This window comes from Microbulbifer sp. 2205BS26-8, from assembly GCF_030731025.1.
In the GTDB taxonomy this organism is placed as follows: Bacteria; Pseudomonadota; Gammaproteobacteria; order Pseudomonadales; family Cellvibrionaceae; genus Microbulbifer; species Microbulbifer spongiae.
In genome coordinates this window covers 1-14,023 of record NZ_JAVAMR010000038.1, presented here as the reverse complement: position 1 = coordinate 14,023, position 14,023 = coordinate 1, and the positions used below count along the sequence as shown (strand labels likewise).

At 57.3% G+C, this 14,023-nt stretch carries 11 protein-coding genes and 1 pseudogene; 10 read left to right on the top strand and 2 right to left on the bottom strand.

The window, feature by feature from the left end; all coding sequences use genetic code 11:
* Position 1 precedes the first annotated feature (1 nt).
* From rsfS to lipA, 10 genes are all read left to right on the top strand, one after another.
* Positions 2–364 (top strand): ribosome silencing factor, encoded by a 363-nt coding sequence (rsfS, locus tag Q5Y71_RS12490; RefSeq protein WP_306042462.1) that lies wholly within the window; start codon positions 2–4, stop codon positions 362–364.
* Positions 365–368: 4 nt separating this feature from the next.
* Positions 369–845 (top strand): 23S rRNA (pseudouridine(1915)-N(3))-methyltransferase RlmH, encoded by a 477-nt coding sequence (gene rlmH / locus Q5Y71_RS12485; protein WP_306042461.1) that lies wholly within the window; start codon positions 369–371, stop codon positions 843–845.
* A gap of 104 nt (positions 846–949) precedes the next feature.
* Complete coding sequence (mrdA, locus tag Q5Y71_RS12480; RefSeq protein WP_306042460.1) at positions 950–2,842, top strand: penicillin-binding protein 2; 1,893 nt, start codon at positions 950–952, stop codon at positions 2,840–2,842.
* Positions 2,835–3,980, top strand: coding sequence for a rod shape-determining protein RodA (gene rodA / locus Q5Y71_RS12475; protein ID WP_306042459.1), 1,146 nt, complete (start codon positions 2,835–2,837; stop codon positions 3,978–3,980). The genes mrdA and rodA overlap by 8 nt, the downstream gene beginning before the upstream one ends.
* A 65-nt stretch (positions 3,981–4,045) precedes the next feature.
* Positions 4,046–5,038, top strand: coding sequence for a lytic murein transglycosylase B (gene mltB, locus Q5Y71_RS12470; RefSeq protein ID WP_306042458.1), 993 nt, complete (start codon positions 4,046–4,048; stop codon positions 5,036–5,038).
* 246 nt (positions 5,039–5,284) lie between these two features.
* Complete coding sequence (locus Q5Y71_RS12465) at positions 5,285–6,157, top strand: septal ring lytic transglycosylase RlpA family protein (RefSeq protein ID WP_306042457.1); 873 nt, start codon at positions 5,285–5,287, stop codon at positions 6,155–6,157.
* 258 nt (positions 6,158–6,415) lie between these two features.
* Positions 6,416–7,561, top strand: a complete 1,146-nt coding sequence (locus tag Q5Y71_RS12460; protein ID WP_301414539.1) for a D-alanyl-D-alanine carboxypeptidase family protein — start codon at positions 6,416–6,418, stop codon at positions 7,559–7,561.
* A gap of 167 nt (positions 7,562–7,728) precedes the next feature.
* Positions 7,729–8,010, top strand: a complete 282-nt coding sequence (locus Q5Y71_RS12455) for a YbeD family protein (RefSeq protein WP_306042456.1) — start codon at positions 7,729–7,731, stop codon at positions 8,008–8,010.
* Positions 8,010–8,711 carry a lipoyl(octanoyl) transferase LipB gene (lipB, locus tag Q5Y71_RS12450; protein WP_306042455.1) on the top strand — a complete coding sequence of 234 codons (702 nt, stop codon included), beginning with the start codon at positions 8,010–8,012 and terminating at the stop codon, positions 8,709–8,711. The genes Q5Y71_RS12455 and lipB overlap by 1 nt, the downstream gene beginning before the upstream one ends.
* A complete protein-coding gene (lipA, locus tag Q5Y71_RS12445) occupies positions 8,704–9,702 on the top strand; it encodes a lipoyl synthase (protein ID WP_306042454.1) in 999 nt (332 codons plus the stop codon). The genes lipB and lipA overlap by 8 nt, the downstream gene beginning before the upstream one ends.
* Before the next feature lie 224 nt (positions 9,703–9,926).
* On the opposite strand, the pseudogene Q5Y71_RS17600 reads toward lipA, so the two are convergent.
* Both Q5Y71_RS17600 and gcvP read right to left on the bottom strand, forming a co-directional pair.
* Positions 9,927–10,043 (bottom strand): annotated as a pseudogene (locus Q5Y71_RS17600) (integrase core domain-containing protein); the annotation flags it as partial.
* 566 nt (positions 10,044–10,609) lie between these two features.
* Positions 10,610–13,501 (bottom strand): aminomethyl-transferring glycine dehydrogenase, encoded by a 2,892-nt coding sequence (gcvP, locus tag Q5Y71_RS12435; RefSeq protein WP_306042453.1) that lies wholly within the window; start codon positions 13,499–13,501, stop codon positions 10,610–10,612.
* Between the last annotated feature and the right edge of the window lie 522 nt (positions 13,502–14,023).

Below are 14,023 nucleotides of genomic sequence, written 5' to 3'. Positions count from 1 at the left end.
TATGACAAATATTAAAGAAATCGCGTTCAACGCACTGGAAGACCTGAAAGGCAAAGATATCGTTGCCCTGGATGTTTCCGAACTGTCTGATGTGATGGACAATCTGCTGATCTGTACCGGTACCTCAAACCGCCAGGTGAAATCCCTTGCGGAAAATGTTGTGGGTGAATTGCAGAAACAGGGTGTGCGCCCCATTGGTGTGGAAGGGAAAGAGCAGGGGGAATGGGTACTGGTGGACTATGGGGATTTGGTGGTACATGTGATGCTGGAGGATTTGCGCAGCTTCTACGACCTGGAAAAACTCTGGTCGATGACGCCGAATACGCGCGAAGAGGCGGACGGTAGTGACCCCCACGGGGGGTGAGACCGTGAAAATCCGAATTCTCGCCGCCGGAGGGAAAATGCCCCGTTGGGTGCAGGAGGGCTACACTGAGTACGCCAGGCGCCTGCCCCGTGATATTTTCCTGGAGGTAGTGGAAATCCCCCTGGGGCCGCGCGGCCGGAAAAATACCCTGGCACTGATTGACAAAGCCCGTAGGAAGGAGGGGGAGGCAATGCTCTCTGCCCTTGGTCCCCGGGATCATGTCGTGGCGCTGGATGTAAAGGGCAAACCTTGGAGTACGGCGCAGTTCTCGCGGCAATTGCGTGAGTGGCAGCTCTCAGGGGAAAGTGTCTGTCTGCTGATTGGTGGTCCCGATGGTCTCTCTAGGGATTGCCTGAATGCGGCCAGACAATGCTGGTCCCTCTCTCCGCTCACTTTGCCACATCCGCTGGTGCGTGTGGTATTGGCGGAGCAGATTTACCGCGCCTGGACACTGTTGGTGGGACATCCCTACCACAAGTGATGGAGACAATGGCCAGCCCGAATTGTCTGTTCACTTGTGCCCTGTGGTAATGTAGTTCACTTGGTTTTTTTCAGCGCCAGTCAACACTGTTCAAATAAGCCCAAATGCCCCACGCCCCTCGCCTCAAGGACCCCTTTATCGAGCAGCGGCTTTTCCGCAATCGAATGTTGGTGGCCATCGCCGGTGTCATTGTTCTGTTGGGGGTTTTGGTTGCGCGTTTTTACAATCTGCAGATTATCAACTACGAAGACTATCGCACCCAATCCGAGGAAAACCGTATCCAGGTACGCCCGGTTGCCCCCACCCGGGGATTGATATACGACCGCAACGGCACTCTGCTTGCGGATAACCGTGCCAGTTACAATCTCTCCATTGTGCGCGAGCGTGTGCGAGATCTAGATGCGACCCTGGAATTGATCGGCCACCTTATTCGCCTTGAAGACAGTGATGTAGCCAAGTTTCGCAAGCGCATGAAGCGCCGACGCCCATTTGAGCCGGTACCCCTGCGCTTTCGCCTGGATGAAGATGAAATTGCGCGTATCAGTGTCAACCAGTTTCGCATGCCCGGTGTTTCAGTTCAGGCCGAACTGGTGCGTTATTACCCACTGGGGGCGCTGTTTGCCCACAGTGTCGGCTATGTGGGGCGTATCAGTGACCGCGATTTGAATAATTTCACCCAGGAGGACGTGCGGCGCTACCGGGGTACTCGCAGTATCGGCAAGGTGGGGCTGGAACGCAGCTACGAGCAGCACCTGCTCGGGGAAGTGGGGTATGAGAATGTAGAGATCAATGCGCGCGGGCGGGTACTGCGGGTGCTGGAGCGCGAAGACCCCAAACCAGGCGTCGGCCTGACCTTGCACCTGGATGCGCGCTTGCAGCAGGTGGCCTCCGAAACCCTCGGTGATCGCCGCGGTGCTGTGGTCGCCATTGATGTCAATACCGGCGGTGTACTGGCTTTTGTGAGCAAGCCGTCTTTCGACCCGAATCTGTTTGTCACCGGCATCAGTTTTGTCGACTACCGCACCCTCAGTGACTCCCTTGACGTCCCCCTGTTTAATCGCGCCATACAGGGACAGTATCCTCCGGGTTCGACCCTGAAGCCCGTGATGGGGCTCGGAGCCCTGGAGGCCGGGATTATTTCCCGGGAGACCAGGATTCGGGACCCGGGTTTCTACAAACTGCCCAACGACCCGCGTATCTACCGGGACCATATCCGCTGGGGCCATGGCGATAAAGTGGATTTGGTACAGGCCATGGCACAGAGCTGCGATGTGTTCTTCTGGGATATGGCGCACCACTGGGATATCGACGAGATGCACACTAACGCCACCCATTTCGGGCTCGGTGCCAAGACTGGCATTGATCTGCCTACAGAGCGCGCCGGCCTCTTTCCTTCGCGGCATTGGAAGCGCAGCGCGCGGGGCATGCCCTGGTTCCCCGGGGATAGCCTGAATGCGGTGCTGGGGCAGGGCTTCGTGCTGGCCACCCCGCTGCAATTGGCAGTGATGACCGCGACTATCGCCAATCGCGGCATCCACTACCGGCCACAAATGGTAAAAACCATTAACGGTGTGGTACAGCCGCCGGAAAGGCTGCACAACCTGGAAGCGCGCCCGGACCATTGGGATTTGGTGTTTGAAGGCATGGAGGCTGTGGTCAATCGCAGCGACGGTACTGGCAAGCGCGCCGGCGAGGGCCTGGATTTTCGCGTTGCCGGTAAATCCGGTACCGCTCAGGTGGTGGGTATTGCCCAGGGCGCGCAATATGATTCCGAGGCCCTGCTGGAGCGCCACCGGGATCACGCGCTGTTTGTCGCTTTTGCCCCAGTGAACAAACCCCGCATTGCAGTTGCGGTTCTGGTGGAAAATGGGGAAGCTGGCGGCAAGGTGGCTGCTCCGGTAGCCCGAGCGCTGTTCGCCGAATGGATGGCGCGTCCGCAGCCACCGGTTGAGACCGCGCGGGATACCGATTTGACTGGGAGGAGGGGCAATGGCTAATCGCGACTACTCGCACCGGCTGTCCGATATGGACAGCAGCCTCAGAAAACCAGTGAGCCTTGCCCGTCGCCTGCACCTCGATGTGCCGCTGTTGGTATTGTTATTGCTGTTGGCATCTGCAGGCCTGGGAGTGCTCTACAGTGCTTCTGGCGGCGACTTCAAATATGTACAGCGCCAGTCGGTTTTTATGTGCCTGGCGTTTTTAGGCATGTTCATTGTTGCGCAGATTCCCCTGGACTTTTACCGGCGTTGGTCGATCTGGGCCTATCTGGGCGGTTGCACCCTGTTGCTGGGGGTGCTGTTTTTTGGTACCGGTGCCAAGGGTGCCCAGCGCTGGCTGGAGATCGGCGGCTTTCGCTTCCAACCCTCTGAGATGATGAAGTTGGGGGTACCGATGATGGTCGCTGCCTTCCTGTACCAGCGCGCACAGCCCCCTGCGTTTGCGACGGTGTGCGGGGCTTTGGTCATCGTGGCGGTACCGGCTGCGCTGATTGTGCGCCAGCCGGATCTGGGCACAGCCATTCTGATCGCCGCCGCCGGCCTGTTTGCACTGTATCTGGCGGGGCTCAGCTGGAAGATGATCGGCGCCGTGACCGCAGCACTTATGGCTTCCACCTGGCCTATCTGGCAGTGGGGGCTGAGGGACTACCAGCGCCAGCGCATTCTGACACTACTCAACCCCCACGATGACCGATTTGGAGCCGGCTGGAATATTTTTAACTCCAAGGCCGCTATTGGTTCCGGAGGGGTATACGGTAAAGGTTACCTGCAAGGCACCCAATCGCAGCTGGATTTTCTGCCGGAGAGCCATACCGACTTTATTATTGCGGTCTTGGCGGAGGAGTGGGGAATGCGCGGCGTGCTTATACTGCTCCTGCTCTACGTTTTGGTGATCGCACGCGGCATCTATATTAGCTTTATGGCACAGTACTTGTTCGGACGGCTATTGGCGGGGAGTATAACGCTCACTTTTTTTGTCTATGTGTTTGTAAACATTGGTATGGTTACAGGACTGCTGCCAATAGTGGGTGTCCCCCTGCCGATGATCAGTTATGGGGGAACTTCACTAATTACCCTGATGGCGGGATTCGGTATCCTCATGGCTGTAGGGACTGAGCGGCGCAGGGTCCACTTCTAGTGGGTGTTGTTCAACTGGTTGATAACCGGATAAAGAGACGCGTAATGAAGACAGGAGCGTTGGTTTTGAAGTGGACCTCTGGACTATTGTTTGGCGTGGGGCTGGCCCTCGCTGCCTGCGCGCAGGAGCCTGGTCACGGTGACAATGCGAATGTACAGAAGTTTATCGAGTACATGGTGGAAGAACACCAGTTCGATCGCGAAACGCTACAGGATCTGATGCGCAAAGCCAAACGCAAGGACTCCATTCTCAGGGCCATCCAGCGCCCAGCGGAAAAGGCCAAACCCTGGTACGAATACCGCAAGCTGTTTTTGACCCCACAGAACATTGCCGGCGGTGTCGACTTCTGGGACAACAACGCCGAAGTCCTGGCCAAAGCGGAAAAGAAGTACGGTGTGCCAGCGGAAGTCATTGTCGCTATTATCGGTATTGAAACCCGCTACGGTGGCAATATGGGCGGTTACCGGGTACTGGATGCACTCTCTACCCTGGCCTTTAACTACCCGCGTCGTTCCGCCTTCTTTACCAAAGAGCTGGAACAATATCTGCTACTTACCCGGGATCAGGGTATAGACCCTTTGACATTGAAGGGTTCCTATGCCGGTGCCATGGGTTACGGCCAGTTTATGCCCTCAAGCTACCGCGCTTACGCAGTGGACTTCAGTAATGACGGCAAGGTGGATATCTGGAATAACATCCAGGATGCCATTGGCAGCGTGGCCAATTACCTCGCCCAGCACGGGTGGAAGTCCGGTGAACCCATTGCCGTTCTGTCGATCCCGCGCCCCAATGCAGATATGACCATTGTCAACAATACCTTGCAAACGGAATGGACCGTAGGGGAGTTGGCGGAAAAAGGGTTCACCGCCACCAGCCAGGTGTCACCGGAAATGCCTGCCACGGTCTTCTCCCTGCAGACAGAGGGGGGCAAACAGTACTGGCTGGGACTCAATAATTTTTCCACCATTACCAGCTATAACCGCAGTCGCCTCTATGCGATGGCAGTCAATGAACTGGCCCAGGAGATTGTCAAGGCCCGTGGTGGAAAATCCTATTGATCGGACAAACTACCGGGCTTTTTTATCGTGCATGGATTTGTCGTTCTAAAATGGCGGGGATTATGCCCGTATCTCACCGGCACGGGTCCGGTCAATAGAGTGACAATCAGGCTTTGAGCTGGCGATCGCAGTCAGCATTGGGAAACCAATGGCCCTGGTTGCAGTCAAAGTTTTTTCATTTCACCAGACAGTGTCAGCCAACGGCGTCTTGGGGGCGGCAACCTTTTGTTGCCGTGTAGAGGGATTATGGTTCAGTGCAATGTGCGGTGTGGGGTGTTACATGCCGCGGTGTTTTTGGTGTCCTGTGGGGGGCCGCAGACTGACCCGGGCTCGCAGGCCAGGCCCGGTGACAGTATTCGTGACAGTGGCCCGCCAACACCCGTCAGTATGCTGGCCACCCCAGACCCGACGCCAGTGCATGAGCCCATCGGCCCCGCCGGGAACAAGTCTCCCTATCGGGTCAACGGTGTGACCTACCATGTGCGCGATGCGGTTAAAGGCTATAAAGAGCGCGGCAAGGCCTCCTGGTATGGCACCAAGTTTCATGGCCGCAATACCGCCAATGGCGAGATCTATAACATGTATGCCATCTCTGCTGCACATAAAACCCTGCCTCTGCCCAGTTATGCCAAAGTGACCAATCTGGACAATGGTCGCAGTATTATTGTGCGGGTCAATGACCGTGGCCCCTTTGTGCAGGGGCGTATTATTGACCTCAGTTATACGGCTGCCCAGAAGCTGGGGTATGTGGAGCGGGGTGTGGCCCGTGTGGAAGTGGAGTCACTGGACCCCGCGGCATTGCCGCCGGTCACCGAGGTACTACTGACTGGTGACGGGTTGAAAGGCCCGGAAGGTTTGGCAAAGGATACCTCCGTGAAGCTGCCCGGGAATACATTTTTGCAGGTCGGTGCCTACAGCAACTTTGTCCAGGCGGAGGCCGTGAGGGCCCAGCTTGCCGACGCGATTGACTACCCTGTTCTGGTCAGCCCGGTAAAGCGGGATGGCAAGGTATTATACCGGGTGCGTATTGGTCCCATCGCCCGGCAAAGGGCCCTCGCCACGGCACGGGAAACCGTGACACAGAAGCAGCTGGGGCAGCCCCAGGTGGTGTATGAATAGGATCATCAACATGGCTGCTGGAGCAGGCGGTTGGTTTGCGCGAAAAATTCCTGGCAACCTGTGACTGATTTATGTTTTGACGGTCATTTGGATCACCGTTCACAAAATACTGCGCATTGGCGCGAATTTTCTTGTATTTTGTCAGTATACAGTGGCTTGCGGCATGGGGTGCCTCCCCAGCGCTGCCGACTAATCTATTAAAATACATAATGGGTTAACAGCCAGCCAACAAACACGAGGATTAATGAGACTCCCCCTATGATCACACGGATTATCGCCTGTTCTTTCCTATTGTTGTGTGCGGGCCTGGTTCAGGCGCAATCTCTAATCCCGGCACCGCCGCAATTGACCGCAATCTCCTACCTGTTGATGGATGCCAATACCGGCCAGATTCTGGTGGAGCACGAACCCGACAAACAGATTCCCCCCGCCAGTCTCACCAAGATGATGACCGTCTATATCGTCTCTGAGGAGATACTCAAAGGCAGTGTCAAGGAAGATGACCTGGTGCGCATTTCCGAGAAAGCCTGGCGCAAGGGCGGCTCAAAAATGTTTGTCAAAGTCGGCGACCAGGTCTCTGTAATAGATCTGATGCGCGGAGTCATCATCCAGTCCGGTAACGATGCCAGTATCGCTTTGGCCGAACATGTGTCCGGCAGTGAAGAGGTATTTGCGGAGGTGATGAACCAGCAGGCAGAACTGCTGGGCATGGAAAATACCCACTTCGTCAATTCCACCGGCTGGCCGGAGGACGGGCACCTGACCACTGCGCGCGACTTGGGCATTCTGGCCCGTGCCCTGATTGCCGACCATCCGGAGCACTACGATATATATTCCGAGAAGTATTTCAATTACTCGGGCATCAACCAGCCCAACCGCAACCGTCTGTTGTGGCGCGACGCCTCGGTGGACGGGATTAAAACCGGTCACACAGAAGAGGCGGGCTATTGCCTGGTGGCCTCTGCGATGAAGCGCGGCATGCGCCTGATTGCCATAGTGGTGGGCACCGATAGCGATGAAAAACGTGCTTCCGAGACCCAGAAACTGCTGGCTTATGGTTTCCGCTACTACCAGACCCACAAAGTGTATGGTCAGGGTGAGGTGTTGCAGACCGAGCGCGTCTGGGGTGGCAAGAAGCCCCGCGTGGGTATCGCGGTTGAAAAGGATGTTTTCGTCACCATCCCCCGCGGTGGAGAGGAGGGCATCAAAGCGGATCTGATTGTGGATGGCGAGTTGGAGGCCCCGATCCAGAAAGGCCAGCCGGTGGGCAAGGTTGTGGTGATCCTGGATGGCGAGACCGTTTCCGAAGTCAAAGCCGTAACCGCGGACGACGTGGAGCGTGCCGGTATCTTCAAACGCCTGTGGGATGCCATCAAGCGCTTTGTGATTGGCTTCTTTAACTAAATCGTACTTTGACGGGTTTCCGGGCGGGCATTGCCCCGTCCTGCCCGCTGTGTAAAACCTACACCCTCCTGCTGTTCCCTGTCCACTGAGTACCAGCCGCTGTATAATCGCCGCCCGGCTGTGTCCCAGCTTTCCCTTACCTGACCAGCCCGCCCCCGGAGAGTGGTATGAACCAGAACACCAGTCAGCGACCTCCAAAGATCCAATTCCCTTGTGAAGACTACATGGTCAAGGTTGTGCGTGACGCCGATGAAAAAGCGCATCAATTTGTATTGGAAGTGATGCGTCGCCACGCCCCGGAACTGGACGAGGGCCGTATGACTCTGCGCGACAGCAGCACTGGCAAATTCACTTCCATGACCTTCTACATTCTCGCCACCGGTGAAGACCAACTCAGGGCACTGTTTGAGGAACTCAAAGCACACCCCTCGGTACATATGGTGCTCTGATGACCACTGTTCGCAACCTGGCCCGGCGGGATTATGAAACTGTCTGGCGCGCCATGTCCCGTTACACCGATCTCCGTGACGCAAGCAGTGCAGACGAGATCTGGTGCGTGGAGCACGAGCCCGTTTTTACCCAGGGGCAGGCGGGCCGGGCTGAGCACCTGCTCAACACCGGGGATATTCCGGTTGTGCAGGTGGATCGCGGCGGCCAGGTGACCTACCACGGCCCCGGCCAGTTGGTGGTATATCCACTATTGGATCTGCGCCGGGCAAAAATTGGCGTGCGCGAGTTGGTGACGGCGCTGGAGACTGCCACCGTGGCCATGCTGGGGGTATTTGGCATCGCAGCGGCACCACGCGCCGATGCGCCGGGGGTTTATTTGGCTGAAGGCCAGCGCGCCGGCAATAAAATTGCCTCTATCGGGTTACGTGTGCGCCGCGGCTGCAGTTTCCACGGCATCGCCATTAACATCGACATGGACCTGGCGCCTTTCCTCCGTATCAACCCCTGTGGTTACGCCGGATTGCAGATGGTGCAGATGGCCGAGTTACTCCAGCGCGCACCCAACTGGCAGCAGGTGGCAGAGATCTTTGTACGCGAGTTGCTGCCTGCCCTGAAACTGCCCGCTGCCCAGTGGCAACCGCTGGATGACACCGTATTTGCTCGATTGAGCGCCGAACAGCAGGAATTAAGTAATGGCTAATAAACCCGATCTGGTGCCGATTAAACGCACCCGTCGCCTGCAACAGGGAGAAAAACTGCGCGATGGTGACAAGGTGGAACGTATCCCGGTCAAGGTGATCGCCAGTGATACGGTCCTGCGCAAACCGGACTGGATTCGTGTAAAGGTGCCCGCCTCTAAGGAGGTGGAGCGTATCAAGCGTATTTTGCGTTCGCAAAAACTCGCCACCGTTTGCGAAGAGGCCAGTTGCCCCAATCTGGGCGAATGTTTCAGCGGTGGTACTGCAACCTTTATGATCATGGGGGAAATTTGTACCCGTCGCTGCCCTTTCTGTGATGTGGGGCACGGCAAGCCCAATCCCCTGGACCCGGAAGAGCCCGGAAACCTCGCCCGGGCCATAGCAGCCATGGGGCTGCGCTACGTGGTCATTACCTCGGTGGATCGTGATGACCTGCGCGATGGTGGGGCCCGGCACTTCGCCGACTGTATCCGCCAGTCTCGGGCGCTCTCACCGAATCTGCAGGTGGAAATTCTCACGCCGGACTTTCGCGGGCGAATGGCAGCTGCCCTGGAGATTCTCGGGAAGGAAGCGCCCGATGTGTTCAACCACAACCTGGAGACGGTGCCGCGCCTGTACCGCGAATCGCGCCCCGGCGCCAATTTCAAATGGTCCTTGAAGTTACTGCAGGAATACAAGCAATGCCGCCCGGATGTGCTGACCAAATCCGGTCTGATGGTGGGCCTCGGTGAGGAAAAGGAAGAGATCTTTCAGGTGATGGATACTATGCGTGCGCACGATATCGATATGCTCACCATCGGCCAATACCTGCAACCCAGCAGGGAACACCTCCCGGTACAGCGTTACGTGCACCCGGACGAGTTTGAGGAGTACCGCCGCTATGCCGAGCAGATCGGCTTCAAGCACGCTGCCTGCGGCCCGCTGGTACGCTCTTCATACCATGCGGATAAACAGGCCCAGGGTGAGAAACAGATCAATTACAACGTGAAATAGTACTCCACAGCAGCCTGAGGTGCTCTGCGGTGATAGGTGCCGCGTATGTATGAAAGCAGAGTGTTTTTTCAATGCTGAGAGTAGGTTATTCCGCAGTTTGGTTATTGCTCTGAAAAAAGACTTGCCAGCTTTGCCCCAAGCACCAGATCGTGTTCATGGCCGAATGTTTGCTTGCGAAGACAGCCATTTTTGATCAGCCCCACCAAGGTGGTCCAGTTTAAATGTTAGTGCATAGCGGGCCGTGGCCCTTTCTCCACGGTGGTTTCCGGAGCCGGTGGGCGGTAGCCCAAGGCACTGTGTGGCCGCTTGCTATTGCAGCGCTTTCTCCATTTCTCAACCAGAGCGCGTCCGTTTCCCCTGGTGGCCTCTGACAGAATCCATCTGTCCAGAGCCAGATCCGCGACTGTTCAACGCAGCTGTTCATTCTCCCTCTGCAATGGCTTGGATTCCTGCTGTTGGTCGGTCCCTGTGCCACCCTACTGTTTGCGCCAGGGTTAGAAGGTCTGTTTGGTTATCTGCATTTGCTGTAATGCACCCACACCCGGCCTCCTTGGTCGCAAAGCACTTCAATATCTACCATAACTTCGTGGATGCGTATCCCCCCTCTGGTACAGGCGGGTGGTGTGGTACAAAAAACAGATGAATTACCTTGTGCAAGGGGTCCCCCTGCATCAAAAAATTTTTGTTCACTACAGGAACTGTACGCGCGATCTCAGAGGTGGTGAAACTCCATTGTCCGGATAAGAAATTTTCTGCTGGCGGCTGTGACTGGCGTGGGGACAGGATGGGAGTGTAAGAAGGTGTTACATAGCTTCTGCGGAGATTCTTATTCCCGGTAGCGGTGCTTCCCTGCACCGCCTTGAGCCGGTTTCCCGGTGGCTTTCCAGGTTGTTAAACGCTTCGGCTTCTATTCTGTGTAACTTTCCATCGGTGGGCAGGAGCAAATCAGGTTGCGGTCTCCGTAGACATTGTCGATACGGTTGGCAGCCGGCCATACCTTGTGCGCTTTCAGCCAGGCTGCCGGGCGGCCGGCTACATCGCGGGAGTAGCTGTGGGTCCAATCGTCGGTCATCACATCCTCAAGGGTGTGCGGCGCGTTGTGCAGTGGGTTGTCCTCGGCGGTGTACTTGCCGCTGGCCACAGCTTCCACTTCACGGCGGATAGTGGCCATGGCTTCGATAAAACGGTCCAGTTCCTGCAGGGATTCACTCTCGGTGGGTTCGATCATCAGGGTGCCGGCTACCGGAAAGGACATGGTGGGTGCGTGGAAGCCGAAGTCCATCAGGCGCTTGGCGATGTCCTCCTCGGTGATACCGCTGGATTCCTTGAGCGGGCGCAAGTCAACCAGGCATTCATGAGCGACAAAGCCGCTGCTGCCGGTATAGAGCAGGGTGTAGTGCTCGCTCAGTTTCTTGGCCACGTAGTTGGCATTCAGGATCGCTATTTCGGTAGCCCGCTTCATGCCCTGCTTGCCCATCATACGGATATACATCCAGCTGATTGGCAGGATGCTGGCGGAGCCCCAGGGAGCGGCGGAGATAGTGCCGTTCTCCACATGGGTTTCCGGTACTTCTATTACCGGGTGGCCTGCCAGGTAGGGCTTCAGGTGTTCGCCGACAGCGATCGGGCCCATGCCAGGGCCGCCACCACCGTGGGGAATGCAGAAGGTTTTGTGCAGGTTCAGGTGGGAGACATCACCGCCAAACCGGCCCGGCGCCGCCACCCCGATCAGGGCGTTCATGTTAGCGCCGTCGATATACACCTGACCACCGGCCTGATGCACCAGGTCGCACACCTCGCGGATACCTTCCTCGAAGACACCGTGGGTGGAGGGGTAGGTCACCATCAGTGCGGCGATGCGGTCGCCGTGTTCTTCGATCTTGGTCTTCAGGTCTTCGGCATCCACATTGCCTTTGTCATCACAGGCAACCACAACCACTTTCATACTCACCATCATGGCGGAGGCTGGATTGGTGCCGTGGGCGGAAGCGGGTATCAGGCAGATATCGCGCTGGAATTCGCATTTTGCCTCGAAGTATTTCTTGATAGCAATCAGGCCGGCGTACTCGCCCTGGGAGCCGGCGTTGGGTTGCAGGCTCACGGCATCATAGCCGGTACAGGCAGCCAGCATCTGCTGCAGCTGGCGGAACAATTCCCCGTAGCCCTCGGCCTGATCTGCCGGTGCAAAGGGATGCAGTTTGCCGAATTCGGGCCAGGTCACCGGGATCATCTCGGCGGTGGCGTTCAGCTTCATGGTGCAGGAACCCAGGGGAATCATGGAGTGATTCAGGGCGATGTCCTTGGCCTCCAGGGACTTGAGATAGCGCAACATCTCGGTCTCGGAGTGATAGGAGTTGAACACCGGGTGGGTCATGAATTCGGTATCGCGCTGCAGGGAAGCGGGCACACCCAGGGAGCCCTTGCTGGCGATCTCGCTGTCCAGGGTGTGCAGGTCAAGGCTGTGCCCGGTGCCGATAAAGGCATCGATCAGGTCGGACACATCCTGCAGGCTGGCGGTCTCGCTCAGGCTCACGCCCAGGGCGTCCTCCCCCACTTTGCGCAGGTTGATCTCGGCGGCCAGGGCGCGCTGGTAGATCTCTTCCTGCTTGGCGCCGGTGATGACAGTCAGGGTATCGAACCAGCTGTCGTGGGCCAGGTTGAAGCCTTCGCGCTGCAGGGCGGAAGCGAGGATATCCGTCAGGCGCTGGATGCGGGCGGCGATGGTTTTCAGGCCTTCAGGGCCGTGGTAAATCCCGTAGAAAGCACTTATTACCGCCAGCAGAACCTGGGAGGTACAGATATTGGAGTTGGCTTTCTCGCGGCGGATATGCTGCTCGCGGGTCTGCATGGCCATACGCAGGGCACGCTTGCCCTTGCTGTCCACGGAAACACCGATGATGCGGCCCGGCGCGGAGCGTTTGTAGGCTTCGCGGAAGGCAAAGAAACCGGCGTGAGGACCGCCGTAGCCCATGGGGATACCGAAGCGCTGGTTACAGCCCACCACCACGTCTGCCCCCATGGCACCCGGTGCTTTCAGGGCCACCAGGCTCATCAGGTCGGCGGCTACGGTCACCAGGCCACTGGCCTCGTGCACCCGGGCGATGATATCGGTCAGGTCGCGTACGCGACCGGTGCTGCCGGGGTATTGCAGCAGGGCACCGAACAGCTCGGCGGGGATGTCGGTTTCCATATCGCCCACAACCACCTCAAAGCCGAAGTGCTCGGCACGGGTTTGTACGATGGCGATCGTCTGCGGATGGCAATCCCGATCTACAAAATAGACGTTGGACTTGTTGCGCTTGGCCTGGCGCTTACACATGGCCATGGCCTCAGCAGCAGCGGTGCCCTCGTCCAGCATGGAGGCGTTGGCCAGTTGCATATCGGTGAGGTCCATGATCATCTGCTGGAAGTTCAGCAGGCCCTCCAGGCGGCCCTGGGCTATTTCCGGCTGGTAAGGGGTATAGGCGGTGTACCAACCCGGATTCTCCAGCACATTGCGCAGGATCACGTTGGGGGTAATGGTGTCGTGGTAGCCCATACCAATAAAGGTGCGGTAAATGCGGTTGCGCGCCGCGATATCCTTCAGCTCTGCGAGGGCCTCCTCCTCGTTGACCGCATCGGCCAGGTCCAGCGCATCGGTGTTGCGAATGGCTTCGGGCACGGTTTTCCCGATCAGTTCGTCGAGACTGGCGACCCCGAGGGTTTCCAGCATGGCCGCTACCTGCTTGGCATCGGGGCCAATATGGCGGTGGATAAAGGCGTCGTGTTGTTCCAACTGCTGCAGCGATGGTTGGGTCATAAACTTCGTTCCTGTAGTCGCAGGGAGTCGTCGCGGTGCGCTCGCGGTTAAAAATAGCACCTGGCCTCTGTGCCGCTTTTCCTGTGTAAAGCCCCGGTTCTCCGGGTTTCGGATAGGCGGGGTGACATATGGGGAGGTCGGACCAACGGCAGCCTCGCAGGTGGGATGCGAGAGCTGCAGGGATTCCGGGCCATAGCGGCAGGCGCGCATCTTAGCAACCGTTGGGAACCTGGGCAATCTGCGGGATTCGGGCGGGGAAACTGCTGAATTCCAGTGAAAAATCTGTGTGAAATCCTGTTTATCCGCAGATAGGACGATCATATTCCACGCAGGGCTGAGTGGGGTTGATCGCAGAGAGCCCCCTGCTGACGGCGTTTGAAGGTTTGAATGGAAAGCTGTCTCTGGTCATTGGTTAGGAAAATGCCCTGGCGGTCATGGTAATGGTGTTTCCCTGTTTGTTGGAGGGGCAGCTGATACCCTATGGAGTGCAATTAAATATGCATCAAATCTTAAAAAACATTG